General features: G+C 62.9%; 20 protein-coding genes. 10 read left to right on the forward strand and 10 right to left on the reverse strand.

What is annotated here, in order from left to right:
* Positions 1-126 precede the first annotated feature (126 nt).
* Complete coding sequence (locus OQE62_RS07540; protein WP_377535896.1) at positions 127-1,299, forward strand: glycoside hydrolase family 27 protein; 1,173 nt, start codon at positions 127-129, stop codon at positions 1,297-1,299.
* A 123-nt stretch (positions 1,300-1,422) separates the two neighbouring features.
* On the opposite strand, the gene OQE62_RS07545 is transcribed toward OQE62_RS07540, so the two are convergent.
* Together OQE62_RS07545 and OQE62_RS07550 are read right to left on the reverse strand one after the other, a co-directional pair.
* Positions 1,423-2,187 carry a DUF899 family protein gene (locus tag OQE62_RS07545; RefSeq protein WP_265721403.1) on the reverse strand — a complete coding sequence of 255 codons (765 nt, stop codon included), beginning with the start codon at positions 2,185-2,187 and terminating at the stop codon, positions 1,423-1,425.
* Positions 2,188-2,489: 302 nt separating this feature from the next.
* Positions 2,490-2,849: a hypothetical protein gene (locus OQE62_RS07550; RefSeq protein ID WP_265721404.1), complete on the reverse strand. Its 360-nt coding sequence runs from the start codon at positions 2,847-2,849 to the stop codon at positions 2,490-2,492.
* A gap of 518 nt (positions 2,850-3,367) precedes the next feature.
* Between OQE62_RS07550 and OQE62_RS07555 the strand changes: the two genes are divergently transcribed.
* Positions 3,368-5,065: an outer membrane beta-barrel protein gene (locus OQE62_RS07555; protein ID WP_265721405.1), complete on the forward strand. Its 1,698-nt coding sequence runs from the start codon at positions 3,368-3,370 to the stop codon at positions 5,063-5,065.
* A gap of 105 nt (positions 5,066-5,170) precedes the next feature.
* Entirely contained in the window at positions 5,171-5,584 is a 414-nt protein-coding gene (locus OQE62_RS07560) for a hypothetical protein (RefSeq protein ID WP_265721406.1), read from the forward strand.
* Between the two features lie 186 nt (positions 5,585-5,770).
* On the opposite strand, the gene OQE62_RS07565 is transcribed toward OQE62_RS07560, so the two are convergent.
* Positions 5,771-7,654, reverse strand: coding sequence for an MFS transporter (locus OQE62_RS07565; protein ID WP_265721407.1), 1,884 nt, complete (start codon positions 7,652-7,654; stop codon positions 5,771-5,773).
* Positions 7,655-7,730: 76 nt separating this feature from the next.
* On the opposite strand from OQE62_RS07565, the gene OQE62_RS07570 reads away from it, so the two are divergent.
* Complete coding sequence (locus tag OQE62_RS07570) at positions 7,731-8,828, forward strand: transporter substrate-binding domain-containing protein (protein WP_265721408.1); 1,098 nt, start codon at positions 7,731-7,733, stop codon at positions 8,826-8,828.
* A gap of 166 nt (positions 8,829-8,994) precedes the next feature.
* On the opposite strand, the gene OQE62_RS07575 is transcribed toward OQE62_RS07570, so the two are convergent.
* The gene (locus OQE62_RS07575; protein ID WP_265721409.1) at positions 8,995-9,153 is read right to left on the reverse strand and encodes a putative zinc-binding metallopeptidase; all 159 of its coding nucleotides are present in this window, start codon (positions 9,151-9,153) and stop codon (positions 8,995-8,997) included.
* Between the two features lie 144 nt (positions 9,154-9,297).
* Between OQE62_RS07575 and OQE62_RS07580 the strand changes: the two genes are divergently transcribed.
* Positions 9,298-9,846, forward strand: a complete 549-nt coding sequence (locus OQE62_RS07580; protein WP_265721410.1) for a sugar O-acetyltransferase — start codon at positions 9,298-9,300, stop codon at positions 9,844-9,846.
* A gap of 144 nt (positions 9,847-9,990) precedes the next feature.
* On the opposite strand, the gene OQE62_RS07585 is transcribed toward OQE62_RS07580, so the two are convergent.
* Positions 9,991-12,066 carry a M13 family metallopeptidase gene (locus OQE62_RS07585; protein ID WP_265721411.1) on the reverse strand — a complete coding sequence of 692 codons (2,076 nt, stop codon included), beginning with the start codon at positions 12,064-12,066 and terminating at the stop codon, positions 9,991-9,993.
* A gap of 151 nt (positions 12,067-12,217) precedes the next feature.
* Entirely contained in the window at positions 12,218-13,411 is a 1,194-nt protein-coding gene (locus OQE62_RS07590) for a TonB family protein (RefSeq protein WP_265721412.1), read from the reverse strand.
* 346 nt (positions 13,412-13,757) lie between these two features.
* Between OQE62_RS07590 and OQE62_RS07595 the strand changes: the two genes are divergently transcribed.
* The 4 genes from OQE62_RS07595 (at position 13,758) to OQE62_RS07610 (ending at position 19,924) form a co-directional block, all read left to right on the forward strand.
* Positions 13,758-14,462: a Crp/Fnr family transcriptional regulator gene (locus OQE62_RS07595; protein WP_265721413.1), complete on the forward strand. Its 705-nt coding sequence runs from the start codon at positions 13,758-13,760 to the stop codon at positions 14,460-14,462.
* A 382-nt stretch (positions 14,463-14,844) separates the two neighbouring features.
* Positions 14,845-16,029 (forward strand): efflux RND transporter periplasmic adaptor subunit, encoded by a 1,185-nt coding sequence (locus tag OQE62_RS07600; protein WP_265721414.1) that lies wholly within the window; start codon positions 14,845-14,847, stop codon positions 16,027-16,029.
* On the forward strand, positions 16,026-19,193 hold the full coding sequence (locus tag OQE62_RS07605) for an efflux RND transporter permease subunit (protein ID WP_265721415.1): 3,168 nt from the start codon (positions 16,026-16,028) through the stop codon (positions 19,191-19,193). The genes OQE62_RS07600 and OQE62_RS07605 overlap by 4 nt, the downstream gene beginning before the upstream one ends.
* A gap of 125 nt (positions 19,194-19,318) precedes the next feature.
* Positions 19,319-19,924, forward strand: coding sequence for a hypothetical protein (locus OQE62_RS07610; protein WP_265721416.1), 606 nt, complete (start codon positions 19,319-19,321; stop codon positions 19,922-19,924).
* An 81-nt stretch (positions 19,925-20,005) separates the two neighbouring features.
* Here the strand turns inward: OQE62_RS07610 and OQE62_RS07615 are convergent, their stop codons facing one another.
* From OQE62_RS07615 to OQE62_RS07630, 4 genes are all read right to left on the reverse strand, one after another.
* Positions 20,006-20,803: an ABC transporter permease gene (locus OQE62_RS07615; RefSeq protein WP_265721417.1), complete on the reverse strand. Its 798-nt coding sequence runs from the start codon at positions 20,801-20,803 to the stop codon at positions 20,006-20,008.
* A complete protein-coding gene (locus OQE62_RS07620; protein ID WP_265721418.1) occupies positions 20,800-21,405 on the reverse strand; it encodes an ABC transporter ATP-binding protein in 606 nt (201 codons plus the stop codon). Before OQE62_RS07620 ends, OQE62_RS07615 begins: the two co-directional genes overlap by 4 nt.
* Positions 21,406-21,418: 13 nt before the next feature.
* Entirely contained in the window at positions 21,419-21,871 is a 453-nt protein-coding gene (locus OQE62_RS07625) for a DUF2214 family protein (RefSeq protein ID WP_265721419.1), read from the reverse strand.
* Between the two features lie 94 nt (positions 21,872-21,965).
* Positions 21,966-22,646: an FMN-dependent NADH-azoreductase gene (locus OQE62_RS07630; protein ID WP_265721420.1), complete on the reverse strand. Its 681-nt coding sequence runs from the start codon at positions 22,644-22,646 to the stop codon at positions 21,966-21,968.
* 116 nt (positions 22,647-22,762) lie between these two features.
* Between OQE62_RS07630 and OQE62_RS07635 the strand changes: the two genes are divergently transcribed.
* Positions 22,763-23,656, forward strand: a complete 894-nt coding sequence (locus tag OQE62_RS07635; RefSeq protein WP_265721421.1) for a LysR substrate-binding domain-containing protein — start codon at positions 22,763-22,765, stop codon at positions 23,654-23,656.
* Positions 23,657-23,671: the final 15 nt, after the last annotated feature.

Consider the following 23,671-nt stretch of genomic DNA (forward strand, 5'->3'; position numbering starts at 1 on the left):
CGGTTCGCCGGAGGCGTTTTTTCGGAAGGTGGAAACTCTCTCCCGATTCACTCGGAACAAGGTGAAAGTAAAATGTTATTTCTGATAGGCCGGGAAAAAATCCGCGGGTTTTCCGCCATCGGTCTGATGTTGGTCGCAGTGGCCGTTCACGCGGAAAAATTCCAGGGTGTCGCCGATACACCGCAGATGGGCTGGAACAGCTGGAATCACTTCGGCTGCAATATCGACGAGCAGATCATTCGCGATATGGCGGATGCGATGGTCGAGAGTGGCATGAAGGATGCCGGTTACGAATACATCAATATCGACGACTGCTGGCACGGCGAACGCGATGAACAGGGATTTATCCAGCCGCACGCGGAGCATTTTCCCTCGGGCATGAAAGCGCTGGCGGATTATGTGCACAGCCGGGGATTGAAGCTGGGGATCTATTCCGATGCCGGCGCCACCACCTGTGCCGGCCGACCCGGCAGCCGCGGTTACGAATACCAGGACGCACTGACCTACGCCCGCTGGGGAATCGACTACCTAAAGTACGACTGGTGCGATACCGAGAACCTCGACCCCGAGGGGGCCTACACCACCATGCGCGACGCCCTGCACGCCGCCGGGCGCCCGATGCTGTTCAGCATCTGCGAGTGGGGCGACAACAGGCCCTGGGAGTGGGCGGAAGACATCGGCCATTCCTGGCGTACCACCGGCGATATCTATCCCTGCTGGAACTGCGAACTCGGCCACGGCTCCTGGTCCTCCTGGGGCGTGCTGCCGATTCTCGATCAGCAGGATGGCCTGCGCCAGCACGCCGGTCCCGGACACTGGAACGATATGGACATGCTCGAGGTGGGCAACGGCATGAACGCGCAGGAGGATATCGCCCACTTCTCCATCTGGGCCATGCTCACCTCGCCACTGATTGCCGGCAACGACCTGCGCAAGATGAGCCGGCAGACGCGGGATATCCTCACCAACGAGGCGGTCATTGCGGTGAATCAGGACAGCCTGGGTATCCAGGCGATGAAATTTATCGACGAAGGGGATTTCGAGGTCTGGGTAAAACCCCTGGAAGAGGGCGACTGGGCCTTCATGTTCCTGAACCGGGCCGACAGTGACATCCGCTATCGATACGACTGGAAGGCGCACCGGGTGGAGGACGATATCAGCGATCACGCGCTGGATTTCAAGCGCGAGAGCTTTGCCTGGCAGGGCCTGTGGACCGAAGCCAGTGGCGACACCCGCTCGCCGTCGGAACTCGAAGTCCCGGCGCACGGCGTCAGGCTGTTGCGGCTGACGCCGATGTAAAACCGCATTCCCGCCCCGAACGCCCCCCTCTCCCGCCGGGAGAGGGGCCGGGGGAGAGGGCCTCGAAGAGCCCGGTGGTATCTACCGGCCCAATACAGGGGGCGGCAAGTCGACCCTGGCGAATCAGCCTCCGGCCGATCGGCCCCCACCGTGGCAGCAGCTGTAGTCGATCTGCTCACAGGCGTCCGGCCGCCCGTCGGGCGTGAGGTCGAACAGCGTCCACACCGGCTCGACGGTACCCAGGTGCCGCATATCCTGGCCGGGATCGGCGGGCTCGAATACCAGCTCGGAGGCCCAGTGCAGCCGGATGCGGCCGTCGGGCCAGCGCTTGAACACGGTCAGGATGGGCACCTGCTGGCCCTTGTCGTCCTCGCCGCGATAGTCGCGCTTGAAGTTGTTGTGCGCGGCCGACAGCAGGCGGAGATGTTTCCATCCCCTGTCGCGGGCGAATGCCGCCACGCGTTCGATCGGTGCCCCGGCGACTGCGGCCAGGTTGCCGCCGAGGCCCTCGAAATGGGGGATTGTCCCCTCCCACATGTCGAGCAGTGCCGTGCACGAGGGGCAGGGCCCCTCGGCCAGCGGCAACCGTGACGCCGAACCGGTCGTCGGCCCCGGTCGATCGTCCTGAATATGGCGCGGGAACATGAAGTGGTAGAGCATCAGGGTGTCGCCCCCGCGGAACAGCTCCGACAGCTGTACCTGTGTGGTGCGACCGTCCGCGTCGATACCGTCGAACAGGTAGTCCTCCGGTACCTCGCCGCCCGGCGGCAATGCCCGCAACTCCCCGGCGACGGCCTCCATCTGCCGCCGCAGTTCCACCTCGCGCTTCAGCAGTGCATCGCGTGCAACCCGGTACTCCGCGGTTTCATTGGGGAAGGTCACACCCATGTTTCCTCCTGATATTCCGGCCATTGGCGGACGCAGGGTTTTGAGCATTCAGGCTAGCAGAGGGCCGGCAGGGAGGGGTATACAGGTGCGCCACTTTCAGGTTCCCGATAACGGCCGAGTTGGATGAATGGGGCCAGGGGTATCGCCATTTTCTTGAATACAGAACCCGGAACAAAACGTATGGCCAGTTTCGGCATGGCCGTACATCCGATGTCCATGGCAGAAGTCTCGGCAACCATCTGCTGAAAGAGGCAACCGCACTTTCCGGAATGTTATTGTTGCGCCGTTATCTGTTGACCGCGCTATTGATATGTCCATTCCCCGGTCTCGTCCACCAGCGTCTTGCCGTTCCGCTCTACCAGCAGGCGACCGGAGTCAAACACGGTGTAGGTGGTGTTCCCGTTCTTGAATTCGTAGCCGATAAACTGGCAGGGAGTCTCCCGGTCGGCGCACATGCGGGAAAGGGTTTTGCCGGTCAGGCGCAACTGGTTGCCGGATTTGTGGGATTTGGAGTGATAGCTGACGTCGTCGCAGGTCACGTAGCCCTCACCGCAGTTCCGCTGGATCTCGATCGTATAGTTTTCAGTGACCAGTGTATCGGCAACGGCGGGGCTGGCCAGCAGGAAAACAATTGCGGTGAGGAGGATTCTGGAACCGGGCATAGGGCCTCCTGGGTATCAATCTGATGGAGTTGTGAGAGGTGGTCAGTATATCAATAACTGTAGCGTCCCAATGCTGGCGGACCAATAGTCGTCAATGGGGAATCGTGGCAATCCGTTTTATGATATCGGCGCGATGTCATTGGTTTTTCGGGAGTCGTCGATTATTTTTCAATTGGCCTGCAGAGCTCGCGTACAGCCTCAGAACAGCAGGCAATGGGCCTAATGCCGGTCAGTTAAGCGGCTTGAGGCTTGGAAGGTGAAGCTGGCATTGGGGCGGTCCTGCTACCGGGTGCAGCCTCTCGCAGGCAGTCTCGCAAGGCTGTACCCGGTATCAGGACCTTTGCCGCGACAGGGCGGCTTAACTGACTGGCATTAGGCAATGGGCCCGGTTGTATGGGCGCTACGTCTGGATCAGCTCCTATATAGAGAATTAACTATTTATAAACTAGGCTCAGGCTGTCTCGACAAGCAAAGAGGTATCAAGGATGAAATCGCTGGTGTCTACGGGGACATTACTGATGGTATCCGCCGCAGTGGTGGCTGGTCCATCGGGTTCACCGCCGGAAAGGCCCGCCCCGCTCTGGAATTGGAGTGGATTCTATGCCGGTGTACATGGCGGCGGTGGCAGAACGGATATCAATATCGGAAAGATGCCCGGACGGGCCATTTTTGGTGACAGGGTGGAAATGCCCCTGTTCCTGTTCGGCGGGCAGTTAGGTTACAACTTTCACTTCCGCGAGCGCTGGCTACTGGGCTTGGAGGCAGACGCCGCCTGGGCCTGGTCGGAAGGCATGGGCACCTGCGGTGCTTTTGACGGGGATTTTGTCTCCTTCAACTGTCGTGCCGATACCGACAGCGTTGCCACCATTGCCGGGCGCGCCGGCTATTCGCTGGGTTCCGGAGGCCGCACTCTGGTCTATGCCAAAGCCGGTGCGGCTAGGATCTCCGGTGATCTGGAGATTTACAGCACCAACCAGCGGGACCCCAAGGGCAGCACTCATAGCGGCCTGTCCCGCTGGGGCTGGACCGTCGGTGCCGGTATAGAGCAGGCCCTGACACCGAACTGGTCGCTGAAGTTTGAGTACAACTATCTGGATTTCGACGACAAATCCTTCACCACACCGCCGAGCGCTTTCGTCGATCAGGGGCCGGACCCCGATCAACCCGACCAGTCGCAGGTGCAGCTTCGGGATGCCCCCCCGCTGAAAGCCGAAGCGCGACAGAAGCAACATCTGTTCAAGGTGGGACTCAACTACCACTTCGGCGATGCATCGCGCCGCGCCCGGCCATCCGGGCCCGAGCGGGAGAGCGGCTGGGAAGTCGCTGGCGGGGTGCGCTACCTGCGCAGCAGCATAAAAACCCAGTACGACTACCAGGGGCAGGGTCGCGGGGATCTGGTTTCGCGGCTGACCTTCGATCACATGCACCTGAATGCCGGCGAGCTATTTGCCCGTGTGGACAGCCCCTGGAACCTGTTTGTGAAAGGTTATGTGGGGCTCGGCCATATGGACAGCGGCCGGCAAAACGACGAGGATTGGGCAGCGAATGACAACGACTTTGGCTACTCGAATACCATCTCCCGAGCGCAGGGCAACAGCCGCTACGCCACCGCCGATATCGGCTACAACTTCTTGCGAAGCCCGGAATACAGGGCGGGGCTCTTTGCCGGCTACAGCTATTACGATCTGGAAGTGGATGCCACCGGTTGCGAGCAGATCGGCAGCAGTGAGGGCGGTTGTACCCCCGACGACGATTTTGCGGTACCCGGCAGATTGATCATCCACAGGCCCGACCGGTGGAAGGGCATCCGCCTGGGGGCCGACGGCCAGGTGGCGCTGAACGATTGCCTGACCCTGGGCGGGGAATTCGCCTACCTGACCCGCGTCCACTTCGATGGCCGGGACCATCACCTGCTGCGACAGACAACCACCTATTTTTACGAGCGGGCGAACAAGGGTGAAGGGGTGCAACTGGAAGCGCGGTTGTCCTACCGTTTCTCGGAAGCGTTCAGCGCCAGTCTGGGAGCCCGCTACCAGGCGCTGTGGAGCCGGGGTGGCCACCAGCGGGCGGTGGCGTTTACACCGGCGAAGGAGTTGAAGCCGGGCGATGGAGCCGATCTTCCCGGGGAGTTTGTCATCGACGATCCCACCGGAGAGCGCCATCGGATGGAGAGCCTGGGTGTCTTCCTGGAGGCGTCCTACGCCTTTGGGCACTGATTCCAGCGCCGGCAAGGGTTGTGCGTTTCGCGCTGACACCACACTAGGCTATTCACAATAGCGTGCCCTCCCCGGCACGCCGGGTCTGTGTACTGGAGGTAGCAAATGTTCATATTGGATTGTCGTACCGGGCCCGCGGCGGTATGGAAAGTGGCGAGCTTCCTGGTCCTGTATCACCTGGCCGCTGCCGCCTGGGCCTGTGAGGGTGTGGATACGGCGCTCACGGATGCGAGAAAGCAGGAGTACGCCAAGCTGGTCTCCGCGGCGACGGACGGAAAGGCGGCTCCCGCCACTGTCTCCATCGGCGCCTTCATGAAGAGCGGAGACTGGAGTGCGGTCTACGCCTCCACCCAGATTGCCGACGACGGAGTCTTCTTCTTTCGCAACGGAAACTTCGAGGACGTCTGGGGTGGTATGGCGGAGGAATCCGAGCGGGGCGAAGTGGTGGCCTGGGCGGAGAAACTCGGCGCGCCGGCCGGTCTGGCGCGGTGCTTTGCCGACACGGTGATCGGCGACTGAAGGGGCACGCCCGAATGGCGCTGACCTGACTGAGCTATGAGAGGATGGGCAAAGCGAAGCGTGCCCATCAAAACCGCGGATGATGGGCACGTCGCTACGCTTCTTTGCCCATCCTCCGCGAGGTGGCCACGCTTTAAGTCAGTGCCCCACATCCGGCAGTCCGCCGGGTGCAACGACCGGGTGTCATTATCGCTGTTCGTCGCGCAGCCCCAGCACCTGCTCCTGCAGCGTCTCCGCCCGTGCCGCCGTCGCATCCAGCGGTTCGCCCGCCACCACGCTCACCTTCGACCAGAAGCGCCGCGGCAAAGTGGTAAAGGCATTGCCACCCCTGTGGCTGAAGAAACTGCCCCAGAGGCCGCGCAGGGCCATGGGGACCACCGGCACCGGGGTGCGGTCGAGGATCTTTTCGATCCCGGCCCTGAACGGCTGCAGTTCGCCGTCTCTGGTCAGTTGTCCCTCGGGGAAGATGCACAGCAGGTCGCCGTCTTTGAGCCCCTGCTCGATTTCCTCGAAAGCCTGTTCGTAGCCCTCGGGATCCTTCTGCCGGGAGCAGATGGGAATGGCGCGGCCGGTCTTGAAAATAAAGTGCAACACCGGAATCTCGTAGATGGGCTTGTACATGATAAAGCGGATCGGGCGGCGCACGGCGCCGGCCAGCAACAGAGCGTCCACATAGCTGACGTGGTTGCAGGCGATGATTGCCGGGCCCTCGGCGGGAATCTGCTCCAGCCCCTGGTGTTTGACCCGGTACAGGGTGTGGGACAGCAGCCAGATCAGCAGGCGCATGGCAAATTCGGGCACGCGGTTGAACACGAAAATTGCCACCGCGGCGTTCATCAGCGCGATCACCATAAAGAACTGCGGAATGCTGAAGTCCAGCACACTCAGGAAAACGATACCCAGTATTGCCGAAATCACCATAAACAGGGAGTTCATGATATTGGTCACGGCGATCACCCGCGCGCGCAGCTTTTTGTCGGTGCGTTCCTGGATCATGGCGTAGAGGGGCACGATATACAGGCCGCCGAAAATACCGATCAGTGCCAGGTGGAGCAGGAAGGTCTTGGCACCGGGGCTGGCCCAGAAGGCGCTCAGGGAAACCTCGGTGAGCGGCGCCAGGTTGCCGCCGATCAGCGACAGGGCGATACCGGCGTAGGTCAGGCCGGCGGCGCCCAGCGGTACCAGCCCCAGCTCGATGCGGCCGCGGGACAGGCGCTCGCAGGCGAGGGAGCCGATGGCCACGCCGATGGTGAAGCTGCACAGCAGCAGCGCCACCAGCGGTTCGTTGCCGCCCAGCACGTTTTTGCCGAAGCTCGGAATCTGGGTCAGGTAGGCGGCGCCCAGCAGCCAGAACCAGGAGATGCCGACGATGGCGTAGAAAATGGCCGGTGTGCGGGTGACCTCGCGCAGCATGCGCAGCGTCTGGCGGAAGGGGTTCAGGTCGATCTTCAGCTCGGGTACCGGCGCGGCCGCATTGGGGATGGCGCGGCACACCAGGTAGCCGACGAGGGCAATACCGATGATCAGGCCGCCGATCCACTGGCTGTCGCTGTTCGCGTCGCTGGCGCCGGAGAGCACGGTGCCGACGATGGTGCCGCCGAGGATGGCGGTAAAGGTGGCCATTTCCACCAGCGCGTTGCCGCCCACCAGTTCCGATTTGCGCAGGTGCTGCGGCAGTATCGCGTACTTGATGGGGCCGAAGAAGGCGGACTGCACGCCCAGCAGGAACAGCACCACCAGGCAGAGCGCGTTGTTGCCGCCGAGCAGCGCCACCACGCCGACGATGCTGATGCCGATTTCCGCGAGTTTGATACGGCGGATCAGCAGGCTCTTGTCGTATTTGTCCGCGAGTTGCCCGGCAGTGGCGGAAAACAGGAAGAAGGGCAGGATAAACAGCCCCGCGGCCAGGTTGTTCAGCGCATTGGCCTGGTCTGCGGCCAGGCGGAAGGCGATCATCACCATCAGCGCGCTCTTGAACACGTTGTCGTTAAAGGCGCCGAGGAACTGGGTCAGGAAAAACGGTAGAAACCGGCGGCTCGCCAGCAACTGGAACTGGTTTTTTTCGGCCATGGGCGGAGCTCCCTGTGAGTCAACAGGCTCCATGGTACTAAGCTTTGCTCTGTTGAGGACAGTTCCGGAGGATAATGTGCCGAACAATGGACGTTGGTACCGATTTGGTCCGCTCCTGCTGTTGATGCTGGTTGCCGGGTCGTTCGCCCGGGCCCAGGAAGCGTCGGAGCCGGCGCCGCGGCAGATGGATGTAGGGCTCTATATCAGCCCGCCGTTTGTGATGGAAGAAGATGGCGACTACCGGGGGCTGGCCCTTGACCTGTGGCGGGAGGTCGCTGCGGAGCAGAATCTGCAGTCGAACTATCGGACCTTCGATACGCTCGGTGATCTGGTAGAGGCCACCGCATCCGGCGATATCGATGTCGCCGTCACCAACCTGACCATTACCGAGGGGCGTGCCGAGCGCATCGATTTTACCCAGCCCTGGTTCGACGCCGGCCTGCGCATCATGGTGGACAAGAGCCAGGGCGGCGGCTTCCTGGCGGTGTTCCGCGGGCTCCGGGATTCCGGGCACCTGGAGGGCTACCTGTGGCTGATCTCGATCATCCTGCTGTTCACGCTGCTGTTCACGCTGTTCGATCGCCGTTTCGACAGCGAGTTTCCGCGCCGCTGGCGGGAGGGCCTGGCGGAGAGTTTCTACTCGGTGATGTCCATTGCCACCTCGGGGCAGATGATGCGCAAGAACCTGTTCGGCTGGATCGGACGCATCTGGGAGGGGCTGTGGCTGGTGTGTGGTGTGGCGGTGGTGTCCTATATCACCGCGTCGGTGACCAGCGTGATGACATCGATCAGCCTTACCAGCCAGATCAACGGCCTGCGGGATCTGCCTGGCAAGACAGTGGGGGTGTTCAGCGGCAGTGTCGCAGAGGAATTTGTACAGCAACAGGGAATCGCTTCGAGGGGATTCAAGGATATCGACGAGGCGGTGCAGGCGCTGTCGGACGGGCGGGTCGAGGCGATCGTCGGCGATGCGCCAGTGCTGGCCTACTATGCGCATACTCATCCGGAGCTGCCGTTGTTGATGGTGGGCAAGATTTTTCAGCCGGACAAGTACGGTTTCGGGCTGGCTCGACACAGCGAGCTGCGGCGGCCGATCAGTGTGGACATCATCGGTGCCCGGGAGAGCGGTCGGATACGGGAGTTGCGCGAGAAGTATTTCGGCCAGCCGCGCTAGTGGTCCATTCGGTAAATTCTGTAACACTATCTCTTCGCCACAGGCCCCAGTGCTGCGTTGAAAAAGCTTGAATTAGCGCTACTAGCCCTGCGCTTTGCGATGCCCAGGTGGCGGTAGCTGTCCATCATCGCCGTCAGGGAGGCGTTGCGAATATCCACCGGCGGTATCAGTTGTTGTGGTTGCCGAAGGTGGCAATGCAGCTGTCCTCGCAGCGGTCCATGACCAGCAGATCCCAGTAGTAGTGACCGATTTCGTGGCGGAAGTGGCCGATCAGTGTGCGGTGGCCTCCTCCAGCTCCAGGCGCATTTCTGCAGCAGTGCGCCACAGTCGACGTTGCCGCAGATGCAAGTAAAGGTTTTCATGCAGATAAGGTTAGTTGGTAGACATCAGCCCGGCAGCGGGGAGGATGGCGGCGGTGGGGATTGCCAATAAGCTGGCAGGCAAACGGTACCCAGGGGAGTTGAAATCAATGCAGTCGGAAAAAGACAAGATGCTGGCCGGGCAGCCCTATGTGGCCACGGATGCTGAGCTGGTGGCGGCGCGAATGCGAGCCAAGTCTCTGTGCCATCGTTTCAACATAGCCGATCCCACGGACCTGCCGGCGCGCATGGCGCCGCTGCGGGATTTACTGGAACTGGCGGGCGAGGCGCATATCGAACCCAATTTCTTCTGCGATTACGGTTTCAATATCTGCATCGGGGAAAGCTTCTACGCGAATCACAACCTGACGATACTGGATGTCTGCCGTGTAGAGATAGGCGCAAATGTACTCTTCGGCCCCGGCGTCATGCTGTCCGCGGCCACGCATCCGCTGGATCCGGTGGAGCGCCTGACCACCGAGTCCGGCGCGCCGATCCGTATCGGCGACAGTGTCTGGCTGGGGGGCAATGTGGCGGTGCTGCCGGGAGTGACGATTGGCGACAACTGTGTGATCGGGGCGGGCAGTGTGGTGAACCGGGATATCCCGTCGAATACGCTGGCAGTGGGGAATCCCTGTCGGGTGGTGCGGGAGCTTTGAGGCGTCGATGCCAGTGGCGATAAAAAAACGGGTAGGGTGCGCCGCGCGCACCGGTCCCGTACCGGCACACACGGCGCACCCCACAAAAAAAGCCCCGCGGTTGCGGGGCTCTCTGTCTTCGGTCTTCTGACTTCAGTCCTCCGGCTACCAGATAACGACGCGCTCGTCTTCCGGCAGGTACATGTCGTCGTCTTCCTTCACCTCGAACGCGGTGTAGAAAGCGTCGACATTCGGGAGTACACCCAGTACCCGGTATTTGCCCGGGGAGTGCGGGTCGGTTTTCAGTTTGGTGCTCAGTGCCTCGTCGCGGATCTTGCCCCGCCAGACCTGGGCCCAGCCCATGAACAGGCGCTGGTTGCCGCTGAAGCCGTCGATCACCGGTGCTTCACCGTCGTCCAGCGACATCCGGTAGGCCTTGTGGGCAATGCCCAGGCCCGAGAGGTCGCCGATGTTCTCGCCCAGGGTCAGCTCGCCGTTGATATGCTCGTCCGGCAGCGGCTCGAAGGCGTTGTACTGGGCCACCAGTTTGCCCGTGAGCTGGTCGAAGTTCTCGCGGTCGGAGTCGGTCCACCAGTTGTTCAGGTAGCCCTTGCCGTCGTACTTGCTGCCTTTATCGTCGAAGCCGTGGCCGATCTCGTGGCCGATCACGCCGCCGATACCGCCGTAGTTGACCGCGTCGTCCGCTTCCATGTTGAAAAACGGCGGCTGCAGGATGGCGGCCGGGAAGACGATCTCGTTCATCGGCGGGTTGTAGTAGGCGTTCACCGTCTGCGGGTTCATGTGCCACTCTTTGCGGTTGAGCGGCTGGCCGAGTTTGTCGCGCTCGTAGTCGGCTTCAAACTGGCGCGCCGCCAGTACATTGCCCACCAGGTCGTCGCCGCTTACGTTCAGGTCGCTGTAGTCGCGCCACTCGTCCGGGTAGCCGATCTTGGTGGTGAAGTTGGCCAGCTTGGTCAGGGCCTCTTTCTTGGTCTCCCCGCTCATCCAGCTGAGGGATTGGATGGAGTCCCGGTAGGCGGCCTTGAGGTTGTCCACCAGTTCCAGCATGCGGGCCTTGGCTTCCGGCGGGAAGTGCTTGGCCACATAGCGTTTGCCCACCAGCTCGCCGGCGGAGCCGTTGACGAATTTCACCGCGCGCTTCCAGCGGGGTTCCATTTCCTCGACACCCTGGATTTCGGTGCCGTAGAAGTCGAAGCGGGCCCGGGCCAGTTCGCCGTGCATGTAGGGCGCCATGGAAGTCAGCAGCCTGACCTTCAGGTAGCGTTTCCAGGTGCCGAGGTCGGTGTCGGCGATGATCTGGTTGGCGGCGGCGAAATAGTCCGGCTGGCCGACGATCACGTTTTCCGCGCTTTCAACCTGGGCGGTCGGCAGATATTGATCCCAGTTGATTGCCGGCAGCATCTCCGCCACTTCAGCCAAGGTTTTCTTGTTGTAGGTTTTGTCCGGGTCGCGGTTGTCGACGCGGGTCCACTGGTGTTCGGCGAGGCTCTTCTCCAGTTGGTAGACGGTGTCCGTCATGGCGTCGGCGTCTTCCAGACCGGCCAGTTGCTGTACCTTCACCAGATAGTCCCGATAGGCCTGTTGCAGCTTCCGGCCTTTATCGCTGTCGTCGAAATAGTAATCGCGGTCGGGTAGGCCCAGGCCGGACTGCCAGAAGTGGGCGATGTAGGATTCCACGTCCTTCGCGTCCTGGTTGATGAAGACACCGAAGGGCGCGTCGTAGCCGATGGCATCGGCGTAGGCGAAGTAGCGGGACAGGTCGCCGCGATTTTCGATCGCGTCGATTTTCGCCATCTCGCCGTCGAGGGCGGCCAGGCCGCGTTCCTCGATCTGCTCCTCGTTCATGAAACTGTTGTAGAGGGCGCCGATCTTCTTCGCGTCGGTGTTGTCGGCGTGCTCGCCGGCTTCCATGATCAGGGCCTTGACCTGTTCCGTGCTGCGGTCGCGCAGCAGGTCGAAGGCGCCCCAGCGGGACTTGTCGGACGGGATTTCGGTCTTGTCCATCCAGCCGCCGTTGACGTAGGCGAAGAAGTCATCCTGCGGGCGGACTGCGGTGTTCATGGCGCCGAGGTCGATACCGGAGCTCAGCTCGGTGGGCTGCACGGCGGCGGTGGTGGCAGAATCGGCGGTTTGCGCCCCGGCCTGGTCGGCGGGTGCCTCCGATTTGGAGCAGCCGGCCACCAGGCCGGCGATGGCGACAGAAAGCAGTAGTTTGTTCATATCGGGCCTTTCTTGCGGATCGTTAGGCTGATTATTCCCGTCGGATATTACGCCGCCGTGGCTGCGGTGGGCAACCGGGCCTGCGACCGGGTAGCGGCCGGAAAGGGCGGCCCGAATGAAAAAGCCCCGCGGGGCGGGGCTTTCGGTAGGGTCAATTCGACAGCTGGAAGGTGATGGGCAAGGTAAAGCGGAATTCATCCTCAATCAGCTGCGACGGCGCCGTGGGAAAGGGGCTGGCATCCTCCACGGCTTTGCGGGCGGCGCGGTTCAGGGTGGCGTAGCGGGAATCCTGCACCGTCTGCACATCCCTGACTTCGCCCCGCTGGTCGATGGTGACGTTCAGGCGCACGCTGCCTTCCTGGCCGCGCTCCTGGGCCCGCTGCGGGTAGCGGATATGGCCGTAGGTATGGCGCAGCAGTTGCGAATGGTAGAGCTGGCGCGCGAGGATGAGGTCGGCGGTCAGTGTTTCTTCCTCCTCCTCTTCTTCCATTTCCGGCGGCGCGCTGCGTTTGGCGGCCTCCTGCCTGGCGGGCTTGGCCGGCTCCGGCTGGCTCGGCTCGGGGGCGGCTTTCTCGGCGGCCCCGGCCGCTGCGGCTGCCGTCTCATTCGCGGAAGCCAGGGAGGGTTTCGGCACTTCGGTGGCGGCCAGTGTCGGTTTCTCGACCTCGGGATCTTCGGCTTCGGGCTCGGTCGCGGCGACTTCCTCCTCGACCGGCTCTTCGGAGGCTTCGGCCTCGCGGGCCTCGAGCTGGTCCTCGATCTCGGCGATACGCTCGGCGGTCGGTTCCAGGGCCTCGTAGCGGCCCAGCATGGAGGATTCGACATCGCCGTCGGCCAGCAGTCCCTCGCGGAAATCGGAAGACGGCGGCACCGGGCCCACCCAGGCACGCAGCAGGGTGTTGAAGAATTCGCGATCTTCGATCTGGCCCAGCGGCAAGCCGTTCAGGGCGACGCTGGTGGTGCCGGTATCGACGGCGAAGACGACATCCAGGTGGTCGCCTTTGTAGAAGCGGCCCTGGAACAGGTTGGCGAAGGTCACCATGTTGTCGGCCTGTTCGGTGAGCAGGTCGCCGGGATTGTTGATGGCGATGCCTTCCATCCACTGGTTGCGGAAGCGCCGCGCCGAGAGCCGGTCCGCGACGATGCGAATCTCGAGGCGGCGCGGCATGTCGTTGTCGAGCAGGGCGCTGGAGTTGGTGGTGAGATTTTCGGAGTAGACCGCAGCAATGTAACGGTCCTTGTTGAATTGCTGTTCGAGGGCGAGCCCGTTCAGCAGCGGCGCAGCATGGGCGGACAACGCCGTCGCAAACGCCAGTAGAGCGGTGACGAGTTTTATCGGTTTCATTGTTCTGCGGTATCTTTGTTTCCGGATGGGGTGGATCCGGCGGATAAGACTTTGGCACCCCCCTCCCCCTAGGCGTGCCGACCAGAATAGTTTTGCTGTTTGGCACTATCGACCAAATTAATCTGGACTCTGCCTAACTCTACTGTAACTGGAATGGAGTTCAAGTCTGAAATAGGTAGAATGTCTCGTTTTCTCGAATGGGAGCGTGGTGAGAGAAGACAGCCATCACTCTGTCGATAGAATGCGCTGGCTCGATGCGGCCGAGACTGCTTCCATTGTCCTCCTCTGTTTCGGCAGCGGTCCCGCCCGAAACGGGCCAAATTTTGAAAATCTTAATAAGTACCGAATGGATACCAAACCGCTCAGTGATTATCCGCGGGATGCCGTGGATCGTCTGTTAAATGTCATTCATCTTTTTCGTGATATTCGTGCAACCAGCGAGTGGCAGTACGATGTATTGCTGAAACGCTCCCGCCTGGTCAGTCTGGAGCAGGGTGAACAATTATTGAGCGCGGGAGACGTGGATCAGTGGCTCTACTTCCTGTTGCGCGGTGAACTGTATGTGCAAATGGAGGCGGAATCCCCGGCGCCGGCCGCCGACCGCCCGCTGGCGGTGATCCGGCCGGGGGAGCTGTTCGGCGATCTGTCGATGCTGCTGGCCGAACCGCGCAGCGCCACCGTCGTCGCCAGCCCCGCCAGTCGCGACACCCAGGTGCTGGGAGTGGATTGCACCCTGTTCAGCGACCTGGACGATTTCTCCCTGTTGCACCTGCCCACCAAACTGGTGTTCTACCGCAATATGGTGCACTCGCTGCGCTGGAAGCTGGAGGTCTACCGCTCCAAGTACCCGGAGCACCAACTGGCGGACAGCCACCGCAAACTGAAGCTGTATACCGGGCCGAAGAACTGTCGCGAGGAGCTGGTGGCGCAGGCGGACCAGGCCCGCGCCCTGGCGCGTATCCTGCTGAGCTGGAATGCCGAATTCGGCAGCGGCGAGCTGATGGACGACGAATCGGACATGTCGGATTTCCTCGAATCCATGTTGTCCTGATTTTTTGAACAGGCGGTGGCCGGGAGCGCTGTTCCGGCACCGCGTGACCTTCCCGCTCCCCCTGCAGCCGGAATTCGCTTCACTCCGTCCGGGCTGCGCCTCGGTTCGACGATTTGTCATCCTGTCGCAATCCCCGTATTTGAAAATTACCGCGGTTCCGCCAACACTAGTGAGCTCAAGTTTCTGAGTGCGGTGTCGTGCCCGATGGTGCGCCTGCTCCGGAAACTGTGCACCCCGGAATCTGGGTTGTGGATTTCACAATCCGACAGCGATTGTCCTGCGCCGGGTGCGCGCTGTCATTACAATCTGTCCCTCGCCGGAATACGGAGGTTCCGGTGCCGTTCGGGCTTTCTCTCCGCATTGCGCAAAGGTTTTTGACGGCATGAAGATTCTTGTATCCCTGTGGCAGCACCGCAATTACCGCGTGGCCGCCATCGTCGCCCTGCTGGCCCTGCTCTGGCTGGCCAGTGGCCTGCTGTTCTCCCCGTCCGGCGAGGATGATGCAGCGCAGGAGACCGGGGCGGAAAGCGATACCGGTGGCGAGCCCCTGCGGGTTCGCGCCCGCATCCTGGAGGCCCGGCCCTACACCAGCCGCGCACTGGTCAATGCGCACACGGAAGCCAACCGCAGCGTGCGGCTGAAGGCGGAACAGGACGGCGCCATTGCTGCGTTGCCGGTGGCCGAGGGCCGGTCGGTGCGCAAGGGCGACGTCATCTGCGAGATAGACCCGGAGGATCGCCCGGAACAACTGGAGCGGGCCAGGGCGGCGCTGCGCAAGGCGGAGCTGGATTTCAAAGGGGGCCGGCGCCTGGAGCAAAAGGGCCTGCAGTCGGACACCGCCATGGCGGAGCGGGAGCTGGCGCTGGCGGATGCCCGGGCCGAATTGGAACGCGCCCGGGTGGCGGTAGAAAAACTCAAGATCCGCGCGCCCTTCGATGGCGTGGTCAACCGCCGGGCCGTGGAGCTGGGGGATTTCATTCGCCGCGGCGAGGAGTGCGCGACCCTGCTGGACCTGGACCCGCTGCTGGTGGTGGGGGAAGTGTCGGAAACCCGGGTCGGCGACCTGACCCTGGGTGGTTCCGCCAGCGCCGAGCTGCAGCGGGGCCGGCGGGTGACCGGGCGGCTGCGCTATATCAGCCAGCAGGCCAGCGATACCACCCGCGCCTACCGGGTCGAAGTGGCGGTGGAGAATCCGCGCGGCGAACTGCGCGGCGGTATCAGCGGCCGCCTGGCGCTGCCCATCGGCGAGGTGATGGCGCACCGGATCAATTCGTCGCTGCTGACACTGGACGACCGCGGGGAACTGGGGGTACGCATTCTCGACGGCGCAAACCGCGTGCGCTTCGCCAATGTGGAACTGGTCGGGGAGGGCGACGACGGCGTCCGGGTCAGCGGCCTGCCCGACCGGGTCACCCTGATTACCGTGGGCCAGGAGTATGTCAGCGCCGGCGAAACCGTGGTCGCGGAAATGGAAGCCCCCGCACGGGAGCTGTCGCCGCCCGAAGACGCGGTGGCGCAGCCGGCGCTGGAGAAGGTGCGGCTCCCCGGTAAGGGGGAAACGCCATGAAACTGCTCGACAGTGCAATCGGCCGCTCCCGCAGCACCGTCAGCCTGATGCTGCTGGTGTTGCTGATCGGCCTGGCGGCGCGCGCCGGCATGACGGTGGAATCCAGCCCGGAGGTAACGCCGCCGTTCGTGATCGTGCAGGTCACCCACGACGGCATTTCCCCGGAGGATGGCGTGCGCCTGCTGGTGCGGCCGCTGGAGCAGGAAGTGCGCGCGATCGAGGGCGTGAAAGAGACGATTTCCACCGCGCGCGAGTCGCTGGCCTACCTGGTGATCGAATTCGATTCGGCGGTGGACGTGGATCACGCCCTGAACGAGGTGCGCAACGCCGTCGACCGCGCCAAGGCGGAACTGCCGAGGGATGCGGACGAGCCGATTGTCGAGGAGGCCTCGGCGCAGCCGTTTCCCGCCATCGTCGTCACCCTCGCCGGCGAGCAGGTGGGCGAACGGGTGCTGCTGCACAGCGCGCGCCACCTGAAACGCAAAATCGAAAACCTGGGCCAGGTGTTGTCCGCGGATATCAACGGCAACCGCGAGGAGGTGGTGGAAGCCACCATCGACCCGGTGCGCCTGGAGCATTACGGTGTCACCGGCGGCGAGCTGGTCAACGCGGTGCTGGGCAGCAACCTGCTGATTCCCGCCGGCGAGCTGGACACCGGCCGCGGCCGTTTCTCGGTCAAGGTGCCGGGCCTGATCGAAACCGCGCAGGATGTTTACGCCATCCCGCTGAAGCGTTCCGCTACCGGCGTGGTCACCCTGGGGGATGTCACCGATATCCGCCGCACCTTCAAGGACGCCTCCAGTTATACCAGTGTCAACGGCCGCCCGGCGCTGGCGATCAATGTGGAAAAGCGCAGTGACGCCAGTTCGGTGGCGCTGGCCGACGCCGTGCGCGAAATCGTCGACGCGGAGCGGTCCGGCCTGCCCCGCGGCGTGAAGGTGGACTACGTCTTCGACCAGTCCCAGTTCGCGCGGGATATGGTCAGCGAAATGCAGGGCAATATCCTCACCGCCATGCTGCTGGTGATGGTGATCGTGGTAGCGGCGCTGGGTTTCCGCTCCGGCATGCTGGTGGGGCTGGGGATTCCGTTTTCGCTGCTGTTCGGCTCCATCATTACCTGGTATCTGGGCTACTCGTTCAACTTCATGGTGATGTTCGGCATGCTGCTGGCGCTGGGCATGCTGATCGACGGCTCTATCGTGATCACCGAGTTCGCCGACCGCAAAATGGCCGAGGGCCTCTCGGCCCGCGTGGCCTATCTGCTTTCCGTGCAGCGCATGTTCTGGCCGGTGGTAGCCTCCACCGGCACCACCCTGGCCGCTTTCCTGCCGATCATGTTCTGGCCCGGCGTGGTGGGCGAATTCATGCGCTACCTGCCGGTGACGGTATTTTCGGTGCTGGCGGGTTCGCTGCTGTACGCGCTGTTTTTCGCCCCGGTGCTGGGCTCGCTGTTCGGCAGGGGCAGGCTCGATCCGGGCACGCAGCAGTACCTGAGGCAACTGGAGATGGGCAAACCCACGGGGCTGCGCGGTATCACCGGGCGCTACGCGCGCCTGCTGGAATCGGTCGTGCGACGCCCGCTGACCGCCTTTGCGGTGACCATACTGGTGCTGGTGGGGATCTTTATCGGTTTCGGCCGCTTCGGCGCCGGGGTGGAATTCTTTACCGAGACCGAAGAGCAATACGGCAACGTGGAGATCCGCGCGCAGGGCAATCTGTCGGTGGCGGAGAAGAAGGCGCTGGTACAGGAAGTGGAAAAAGTGGTGCTGGCGGTACCCGAGGTGCGCGTCGGCTACACCGCCATCGGCTCCGGCGGCCTGTCCGGCAACACGGACCGGGCGCCAGACCGCATCGCCAACATGCTGGTGGAACTGCTGCCGGCGCAGCAGCGCGAGCGCAAGAGCCGGGAAATCTTCGCCGATATCCGCGCGCGCACCGCCGACTTCGCCGGTATCAAGGTCGGTGCCAAACTCTTCGAGGGCGGGCCGCCGGTGGGCAAGGATATCGTGCTGGAGATGCGCTCGCGGGATTACGACACCCTGCTGGCGGAAACCTGGCGCCTGCAGCGGGCGCTGGAAAGCGGGTTCGAGGGGTTGCGGGATATCGTCAATACCGCACCGCTACCCGGTATCCAGTGGGAGGTGCAGGTGGACCGCGCCAAGGCCGCGCTCTACGGCGCCGACCTCACCCAGGTGGGGCGCGCGGTGCAGCTGGTCACCAACGGCGTACTGATGGCCGAGTACCGCCCCGACGATACCGACGAGGAAGTGGATATCCGCATCCGCTACCCCGAGAGCGCCCGCGGTATCACCGCACTGGACCAAATGAAGGTCAATACCGGCCGGGGCGCCGTACCCATGGGCAGTTTCATCAGCGCCGAGGCCAGACCCAAGGTGGACAAGATCGAGCGCATCGATGGCGTCACCCGCATGCAGGTGAAGGCCGATGTGGAGGAGGGCGTGCTGGCCGACGACAAGGTGCGCGAGATCCGCGCCTGGCTGGAGGAAAACCCGGTCGATGGCAGTGTCGAACTGCTGTTCCGCGGCGCCGACGAGGATCAGAACGAATCCCTGAGTTTTCTCGGCATCGCTTTCCTGCTGTCGCTGTTCCTGATGTTCATCCTGCTGGTGACCCAGTTCAACAGCTTCTACCAGTCCCTGCTGATCCTGTCGTCGGTGGTGATGTCGACGCTGGGGGTAATGCTGGGGCTGCTGCTGACCCAGAGCACTTTCAGCGTGATCATGACCGGTGTGGGAATCGTGGCGCTGGCCGGTATCGTGGTGAACAACAATATCGTGCTGATCGACACCTATAACCATGTACGCGCGAGCGAACCGGACCTGACGCGCGCGGCCGCCGCCGTGAAAGCGGCGGCGCAGCGTCTGCGGCCGGTATTCCTGACCACTGCCACCACCATTCTCGGCCTGCTGCCGCTGGCGCTGGGAGTGAGTGTGGATATGGTGGGCCGCAATATCGTCGTCGGTGGCGTGATCGCCTCTTTCTGGGTCAAGCTCGCCAGTGCCATCGTCTACGGCCTGACCTTCTCCACCGTGCTGACCCTGATCGTGACGCCGGTGATGCTGGTACTGCCGGCGCGGCTGCGGGAATTGCCTTCCGCATTTGCTCCGTCGCGGGTGCGCAGTGCCCGGATGCGGGAGGGTTGATCCCCTGTCGGACAACCCTGTGATGTCCGTCGCAATATCGGCGGACGCTGTTCGTATTAATTGAAATTTTCTCGGCTACTCCCTCTAATTGCCGCTCCTTTATTTTGCACTTGGGGGAAGTTTCAATGAAAAACCATAAGAAACTGTTGGCCGCGATGATTCTGGGCAGTGTGTCCTGCGGCGCGGCGGCACAACCAGAAAGTGGCGCCGCATACAGGAGCACCTGGGGGATGAGCGGCGAATTCCTGAGTCTCAATGCCGACGTGGCTGCGGCCAATGGCATTGCGGATAACGGGCTCGGGCTGGGCTTCAGTTACAGCGGTGAAAAGGGGCTGTTCAATTTTACCGCCGGAGCCAGTTTCTTTTTCATCGACGATGAAGCCGAGTTCAGCCAGCGGGTGGAAAACGACTGGACCGGGGACCAGTCGACCGAGGACTCTTCCATCGATGCCGGCTCCCTGTATATCGATGCGGGTGTACAGTACCCGTTCAGCGGCAGGTTTGCGCTGGGCCTGAACGGCGGCTACCGCTACTTCAGTATCGACCGCAGTATCACCAACTGCCGCGACTGCTACAGCGAGGATATCGCTGTCGATAGCGATACCTATATCAAGCCCTTTGCGCGTTTCGGCTTCAACGAGCGGTGGTCCGGCACCCTGGCCTACTTTGCCTACACCGGCGACAAGGGCGCGGAGAACTCGCTGCAGCTTGAGGTGAATGTCGACTTCTGATCGACCGGTAGCGCACCCGCCGGAAAATGGGCGGGCTTCGCTTTGCCCGTCCAGCCGGCCTGTCCCGGTGCCAGTCGGGAGTCACCCCGCCGTCAACCGATCCACCCGCAATCGCTCGCGATCGTCGAACAGCCGGCGCGCGCAGGTGGCGACGGCGGCGAAGGTGCCGAAGCCGGTGCCAGCGGCGATGGTGAACATGACCAGTATCTGGTATTTCACTGCCAGCGCCGGCGGGCTGCCGGCCAGTATCTGGCCGGTCATCATGCCCGGCAGGGAGACGATACCGGCGGCGGCCATGGAGTTGATGATGGGCATCAGTCCCGCACGCATGGCCTCGCGGCGGAAATCGCTGCAGGCATCCGCCCAGGTCTCCCCCAGCATCAGCCGGTTCTCGATGATATCGCGCGAGCGGCGCGCGCTCTCGGTGAGCCGGTCCAGGCCCAGCGACACGCCGGTCATGGTGTTGCCCAGCAACATGCCCAGAAGCGGAATGGCGTATCGGGGGTCGTACCAGGGGTGTGGATCTATCACCGCCAGCAGCGTCAGCACCGTGACACTGAAAGCGGAAATGAACATGGAGACGGTGCCGATCGCAAAGCTCCAGCCGCCGCGCAGCCGGTATTTCTGTCGCGCCACCACCTCCCGCCCCGACAGCAGGAGCATGGCGATGCCCATCAACGCCACCCAGTGCAGGCTGCCCACCGCGAACAGCGCCTCCAGTACCAGGCCGATCAGCGCCAGCTGGATCGCAGTGCGGGCCGCGGCCACCAGCAGGGACCGGCCCAGCCCCAGGCGCGCGAAATGGGTGCAGGCCGCCAGGGCCACTACCAGCGAGGAAGCCAGGACCAGTTGCCACCAGGACAGTTCGATCGCGTTCATGTCCGCACCGGTTCCTCCACCAGCCGCGCGCCCTCGATGCGAAAGTGCCGGCCGGCCAGCCGCCGGATCTGCTCTCCGCCGTGGGCCACCCAGAGTACCGGGAGGCGGCGTTTGCGGATCAGGGGCAGCAGCCAGTCCTCTAACCGGCGCGTGGTCGTTTCGTCCAGGTTGGCGGTGGGTTCGTCCAGCAGCAGCGCCCGGGGCTCGCGGGACAGGGTCCGTACAAGGGCGAGGCGTTGCTTTTCCCCCGAAGACAGGCGGGACACGGACCAACTGGCTGTTTCATCACTGAAGCCCAGAGCCTCCAGTGCCTCCGGCATCGGTTTGTGCAGGTGTTCGCCGACGCTGTCGAACCACCAGGCGCTTTCCGCCGGTACCATCATCACCGAGCGCCGCCAGCGGTGGCCGGCCACGGCCCCCTGTTCCACACCCCCGAGGCGCGCTGTGCCGCCGTGGGGTTCCAGGTCCGAGACCGCGCGCAACAGCCGGCTTTTGCCGGAGCCGGAGGGGCCGGACAGGCAGACGATTTCCCCCGGCGCCACATCCAGGTGGATATCTTTCAGTGCACCGACTGCGATTCGCTCGAGGGTGAGGCCCGCCAATGGTTTTCCCCGTTCAGCTGAACTGGCCGATGCCTTTGGCCATCATTGCCGCGGCTAGCAGAATGCCCACAATCGCCGCCAGCTCGATATGCACAATCCGGCGCATTGTTTTCCACTGGCGTTCGCTGACATCCGGCAGTTGTCCCTGTTTCAGCGATTTGCCCCAGGCGATGAAGCGCAGCGTCGGATAGATGGAAAGGAAGGCGGCCAGGAAAAACAGGGTCAGCTTTGCGTGGAAGGCACCGTTGCTGAAATAGTAGGCCGCGCCTTTCTCGAACAGGAAAACCCGCAACAGGCCCGCCACCAGCAACAGCCCTGCGGAAATGCCCAGTACCCGGTCGACGATCTGCAGCTTGCGCGCGTTCTCGAGCGTGAACTTCTGCCCCAACAGCACCAGTTCAATGGCGATGGCGGCCACCAGGGCGAAGGCGGCCAGGTGGTGCAGGAAAGCGAACAGGGTGGACATATTGGTCTCCGTTATTGGTGGAGTTTTTCTGGCAAAGGGGAATCTACCACAGGTTGATGAACACTTTTGCCTTCCCGCTCCGGCGGAGCGGCCCTCAGGCCGCCGGCAGTATTTTCCCACTCAGCATCTCCACCAGTCGATCCGTTGCACGATAGGCCCGGTCGATCGACTGCCGGTGTCGCTCGTCACCGAACTCCTGGTACTCGATGCGGATCTCGCGGAAGTCCTCGACGCCCAGGTAGTGGCTCAGGGTGCGCAGGTGTGGCCCCAGGTGATTCATCGACTCGCGGATACCGCCCGGCTCGAAACCGAATTCGCCGCTGGTCGACAGCAGCACCAGCGTCTTGCCGGAGAGCATCGGCTGCAGCGGGAAGTCGCCCCGCGCCAGGTCGAAGGAGAAGGTTTTGCCGATCCGCACCACCTGATCGAACCAGGCCTTGAGGCTGGCCGGCATGCCGTAGTTGTACATGGGGGTGGCGATCAGGATCAGGTCCGCCTGTGCCACTTCGTCGATCAGCCGGTCGGAAAGGGCGAGCAGGGCCCGCTGTTCCGCGTTGCGGTCTCGCTCCGGGGTGAAAACCGCGGCGATCCAGTCCTCGCTGACAAAGTCCGGCGGCGTCGCACCCAGGTCCCGATAGATGAATTGATCTTCACCATTGTGTTCGCGCCAGCGCGCCTCGAAATGCCCGGAAAGGCCGCGTGAAAGGGAGCGGTAGGCGGGTACTTCGTGGTCTGCTCTACGTGCACTGGCGTCTATTTTCAGTATCTTTTTCACAGTTTCCTCCGGGGTTGTGTGTGATTGGGGGTTGCCAATATGGGCTCCGAAGGGGGCGTTGACAAAGGGTCAATATTCACATATAGATGAATTTTAATCATCTTGAGGGAGAAAGTGTGTTCGATCGGCCGGGCAGCCTGAACAGTATCCGCGTATTCGAATCCGCCGCGCGCCGGGGGAGTTTCAAGGAGGCCGCGGAGGAACTGCATATCACGCCGACAGCGGTCTCCCACCAGATCCGCAACCTGGAGGCGCAACTGAATGTGGCGCTGTTCGAGCGCCGCACCCGCGCCGTCTTCCTGACCGAGGCCGGCACCCGGCTGGCCGATGCGGCGCGCCTGTCGTTGCAGACACTGGCGGATGCCGTCGAGGAGATTTCCGGCCGGCCCGGCACTCTCACCATCAATACCACCAGTGCCTTTGCCACCCTGTGGCTGGTACCGCGGCTGCCGTCTTTTTACCGCTGCTGTCCGGACCTGTGGGTGGTGGTACAGTCCGACGAACGGCTGGTGGACCTGAAGCGGGAGCGGCAGGTGGATATCGCGATCCGCTATGGGCGCCCGCCGGGCGAGGGCGGGGCCGAGCCGCTGCTACAGGAGAATTTCGGCCTCTACGGCAGCGCCGACAGCCTCGCCCGGTTGCAAAAGGGCGAATCGGTGCCCCTGTTCGAAACCCGCTGGCAGAACCGCCGGCTGCCGCCGGTAACCGCGGCGCAGTGGCTGGAGCGCTTCGCGCCGCACGGGGAAAAGGTGGAGCACTACCACTACGACCAGGAGCTGCAGGTAATCCAGGCGGCGCTGGTGGGGCAGGGCCTGGCGTTTGCCAGCGAACTGCTGGTGGAGTCGGCGGTGCGGCGGGGCTGGCTGCGGCCCTATCGCGGGGCCTGCCAGTTGCCCGGCTTCGGCTACTATCTGCTCACCGTCGACGGGGACAGGCGGCCGAAGGTCGCGCGTTTTCGCACCTGGCTGAAGGAGCAGTTGTCTGCGGCGGCCGGTGACGGCGGTGACTGAAAGGTTTTTTGAATC

The sequence above is a fragment of the Microbulbifer halophilus genome (genome assembly GCF_026183675.1).
Lineage (GTDB): Bacteria > Pseudomonadota > Gammaproteobacteria > Pseudomonadales > Cellvibrionaceae > Microbulbifer > Microbulbifer halophilus.

Coding starts and splice junctions, on each gene's coding strand:
- OQE62_RS07560 (WP_265721406.1), top strand. CDS start 5,171: ATGTTCATATTGGATTGTCGTACCGGGCCCGCGGCGGTATGGAAAGTG.
- OQE62_RS07550 (WP_265721404.1), bottom strand. CDS start 2,849: ATGCCCGGTTCCAGAATCCTCCTCACCGCAATTGTTTTCCTGCTGGCC.
- OQE62_RS07590 (WP_265721412.1), bottom strand. CDS start 13,411: ATGAAACCGATAAAACTCGTCACCGCTCTACTGGCGTTTGCGACGGCG.
- OQE62_RS07605 (WP_265721415.1), top strand. CDS start 16,026: ATGAAACTGCTCGACAGTGCAATCGGCCGCTCCCGCAGCACCGTCAGC.
- OQE62_RS07555 (WP_265721405.1), top strand. CDS start 3,368: ATGGTATCCGCCGCAGTGGTGGCTGGTCCATCGGGTTCACCGCCGGAA.
- OQE62_RS07565 (WP_265721407.1), bottom strand. CDS start 7,654: ATGGCCGAAAAAAACCAGTTCCAGTTGCTGGCGAGCCGCCGGTTTCTA.
- OQE62_RS07615 (WP_265721417.1), bottom strand. CDS start 20,803: ATGAACGCGATCGAACTGTCCTGGTGGCAACTGGTCCTGGCTTCCTCG.
- OQE62_RS07595 (WP_265721413.1), top strand. CDS start 13,758: ATGGATACCAAACCGCTCAGTGATTATCCGCGGGATGCCGTGGATCGT.
- OQE62_RS07610 (WP_265721416.1), top strand. CDS start 19,319: ATGAAAAACCATAAGAAACTGTTGGCCGCGATGATTCTGGGCAGTGTG.
- OQE62_RS07540 (WP_377535896.1), top strand. CDS start 127: ATGTTGGTCGCAGTGGCCGTTCACGCGGAAAAATTCCAGGGTGTCGCC.
- OQE62_RS07545 (WP_265721403.1), bottom strand. CDS start 2,187: ATGGGTGTGACCTTCCCCAATGAAACCGCGGAGTACCGGGTTGCACGC.
- OQE62_RS07585 (WP_265721411.1), bottom strand. CDS start 12,066: ATGAACAAACTACTGCTTTCTGTCGCCATCGCCGGCCTGGTGGCCGGC.
- OQE62_RS07580 (WP_265721410.1), top strand. CDS start 9,298: ATGCAGTCGGAAAAAGACAAGATGCTGGCCGGGCAGCCCTATGTGGCC.
- OQE62_RS07600 (WP_265721414.1), top strand. CDS start 14,845: ATGAAGATTCTTGTATCCCTGTGGCAGCACCGCAATTACCGCGTGGCC.
- OQE62_RS07625 (WP_265721419.1), bottom strand. CDS start 21,871: ATGTCCACCCTGTTCGCTTTCCTGCACCACCTGGCCGCCTTCGCCCTG.